The sequence below is a fragment of the Streptomyces racemochromogenes genome, assembly GCF_044129415.1.
Taxonomy (GTDB): Bacteria; Actinomycetota; Actinomycetes; order Streptomycetales; family Streptomycetaceae; genus Streptomyces; species Streptomyces racemochromogenes_A.
The window spans coordinates 1-2,947 of the sequence record NZ_JBBDHD010000265.1 but is presented as its reverse complement, the minus strand read 5'-3'; the positions used below and the strand labels follow the sequence as shown (position 1 = coordinate 2,947).

The 2,947-nt window shown below is 75.6% G+C and carries 3 protein-coding genes; 1 reads left to right on the top strand and 2 read right to left on the bottom strand.

Annotation, left to right across the window (positions count from 1 at the left end; translation table 11 throughout):
- The first annotated feature begins 80 nt into the window (after window positions 1–80).
- Complete coding sequence (locus WDV06_RS36590) at window positions 81–2,036, top strand: SpoIIE family protein phosphatase (RefSeq protein ID WP_395514118.1); 1,956 nt, start codon at window positions 81–83, stop codon at window positions 2,034–2,036.
- Between the two features lie 63 nt (window positions 2,037–2,099).
- Here the strand turns inward: WDV06_RS36590 and WDV06_RS36585 are convergent, their stop codons facing one another.
- Both WDV06_RS36585 and WDV06_RS36580 read right to left on the bottom strand, forming a co-directional pair.
- Window positions 2,100–2,738: a DUF305 domain-containing protein gene (locus tag WDV06_RS36585; RefSeq protein ID WP_395514117.1), complete on the bottom strand. Its 639-nt coding sequence runs from the start codon at window positions 2,736–2,738 to the stop codon at window positions 2,100–2,102.
- A gap of 68 nt (window positions 2,739–2,806) precedes the next feature.
- Window positions 2,807–2,938: a DUF6153 family protein gene (locus WDV06_RS36580; RefSeq protein ID WP_395514119.1), complete on the bottom strand. Its 132-nt coding sequence runs from the start codon at window positions 2,936–2,938 to the stop codon at window positions 2,807–2,809.
- Window positions 2,939–2,947 lie beyond the last annotated feature (9 nt).

Genomic DNA, 2,947 nt, shown 5'->3' with positions numbered 1-2,947 from the left:
CCCCCCCCCCCCCCCCCCCCCCCCCCCCCCCCCCCCCCCCCCCCCCCCCCCCCCCCCCCCCCCCCCCCCCCCCCACGATCGTGCGCTGGAACCAGGTCGCGCAGCAGCTGCTCGGCTACGCGCCGCCGCAGATGCTCGGCCGCAACATCGCCGACCTCCTCCATCCGGGGTCCGACCGCAGCCTGGGCCGTTCCCTGTGGGAGGCCGCCGCCACCGGCCGGGGCGTGATGGGCACGGTGACGGCCTGGCACCACGACGGGCACCCGATGGAGCTGGAGATATGGGCCTCGCCCGTCGCCGACCGGCAGGGGCACGGCGCCGCCACCGTCCTGGTCTTCGCCGCCGACGCGCCCGCCGCGCGGCGCATCCGCGGCTCCTCGGCGGTATGGGACGGCCTGTTCGCCCGCTCACCCGTCGGCATCGCCATCCTCGACACCCAGCTGCGCTTCCTCCAGGTCAACGCCGCCCTCGAAGCCATGAACGGGCTGCCGGAGTCGGCCCACGTGGGACGCCGCCTCGCCGAGATCCTCCCCACGGTCAACGCCCACGCCATGGAGGAGGCCATGCTCCGGGTCCTGGAGACCGGCGAGCCGGTCCTGGACCTGCGCCGCATCGGGCGGACCCCGGCCGAACCGGACCACGACCACATGTGGTCCTGCTCCTACGTACGGGTGGAGGACCCCGCCCACAAGCCGATCGGGGTCATCGCCTCCCTCGTCGACATCACCGAGCAGCAGCGCGACCACGTCGAAGCGGCGGCGGCCCGGCGCCGCCTCGCCCTGCTCAGCGAGGCCAGCATCCGGATGGGCTCCAGCCTGGACCTGGAGCGCACCGCGCAGGAGCTCGCCGATCTCGCCGTCCCGCGGCTCGCCGACGCCGTCACCGTGGACGTCCTCGACGCGCTGGCCCGCGGGGAGGAGCCCGGCATGGGCCTCACCGGCGGCGTGGCCCTGCGGCGGCTGGGCCGGGCGCCGCTCGGCGGATCCCGGGTGACGGACATCCTCGCCCCCCTCGGCCGTACCCTCCTCTTCCCCGCGACCGCCCCCTACACCCAGGCGCTCTCCGGCCGCCAGCCCTACCTGGTGGCCCACGTCGACGAACGGGCCGTCGCCTCCGCCGCCCGGCACACGGCCAAGCCCGCGCAACTGGTCGAGGCGGGCGTGCACTCCTTCGTCATGGCCCCCCTCGTGGCCCGCGACCGGGTCCTGGGCGTCGTCAGCTTCTTCCGCACCGGCCCGTCCGGCCCCTTCGGCTCCGAGGACGTCACCCTCGCCGCGGAACTCGCCGCCCGCGCGGCCCTCAGCATCGACAACGGCCGCCTCTACCACCGCGAGCACGAGACCGCCGTCATCCTCCAGCGCAGCATGCTGCCGCAGCACGTCACCCCGCCCGCGGGCATCGCCGTCAGCCACCGCTACCTGCCGGCGAGCGACGTCAACGAGATCGGCGGCGACTGGTACGACGTGCTGGCCCTGGCCGGCGGCAAGGCCGCGCTGCTGATCGGCGACGTCATGGGCCACGGCATCGCCGCCGCCGCCGTCATGGGCCGCCTGTCCGCCTCCGTACGCTCCCTCGCCCGGCTGGACCTGTCACCCGTGAGGCTGCTGCACCAGCTGGAAGCCGTCCTCGCCGACCTCGCCGAGCCGATGCTCGCCACGTTCCTGTACGTGGTCGTCGACCCGGCCTCCGGCCGCTGCACCGTCACCCGGGCCGGGCATCCGCCGCCCGCCCTGGCCCTGCCCGACGGCACCGTGCGGATCCTCGACACCCCGCCCGGGGTTCCGCTGGGGGTCGGGGGCATCGCCTTCACCCCCACCGAGGTCGACGTGCCGCCGGGCAGCCTCCTCGTCCTCTACACCGACGGTCTGATCGAAGCGCGCGGCAGCGACCTCGACGAGCGGCTGTCCGAACTCACGCAGCTCCTCGCGGACCCGCAGCGCAGCCTGGACCACGTCTGCGACTCCCTGCTCACCCACCTGGTGCCGGCCGCGGCGGACGACGACATCGCCCTCCTCGTCGCACGGGTGGGCGGCTGAAGGGAGTCGGCGGAAGGCCCCGCCGCGCCGGAAGCGGCGCCGCGGGGCCCTCGGGAGCGCGGGTCAGTTCTTGCCGAGGAGGCCGTTCATCCGGGTGATCTCGGCGCTCTGGGAGCCGATGATCGCGGCGGCCATCTCCTTGGCGGGCTGGTAGCCGCCGTCCTTCTGCTCGGTCCTGGCCATGGCCACCGCGCCCTCGTGGTGCCTGACCATCAGCTGGAGGAACGCGGTGTCGAACTCCTTGCCGGAAGCCCGGGTGAGCCGGTCCATCTCCTCGCCGCTCATCATCCCGGACATGGAGTGGCCGGCGTGCCCGCCGCCCTCCGCGGCGGGCACCTTCTCGCCCCAGGCGGTCAGCCAGCCGGACAAGGTGGTGATCTCCGGGTCCTGGGCCTTGCGGATCTCGTCGGCCAGTGCCTTGACCTCGGCCGACTCCGCGCGGGTGGTGGCGAGGGAGGCCATCTCCAGGGCCTGGCGGTGGTGCGGGATCATGCCCTGGGCGAAGGCGGTGTCGGCGCTGTTGTTCGGGCCCGCGCCAGGTGCGGACGCCGACGGGGCCGCCGAGGCGGGCGCGTCGTGGCCGCCCCCGTGCCCGGAGGCGGGGGCGGCGGACTTCCCGCCGCAGGCGGCGAGGACGAGGGCGGCCGTGGCGGCCGCGGTCAGCGCGGCGGTACGGCGGATCAGGGAACGCTGGGCGTGCATGGTGGTGCTTCTCCTGTACGGGGACGTGTCGGAACGGGCTCGGCCGGCGGGAACGCCGGAGAGCCGCCCTATACGCGCAGGAGTTGCAGTTCGCTGAGGGAGGGGGGCGCTCTGCCCTGGGCCCGCGCCCCAGCCGGTGCCGCCGGCGCGGCCGCCGCATCGGCGGGGGCCCCGCCCGGGGCGGGCGCGAGGGCGGGCAGGACCGGGGC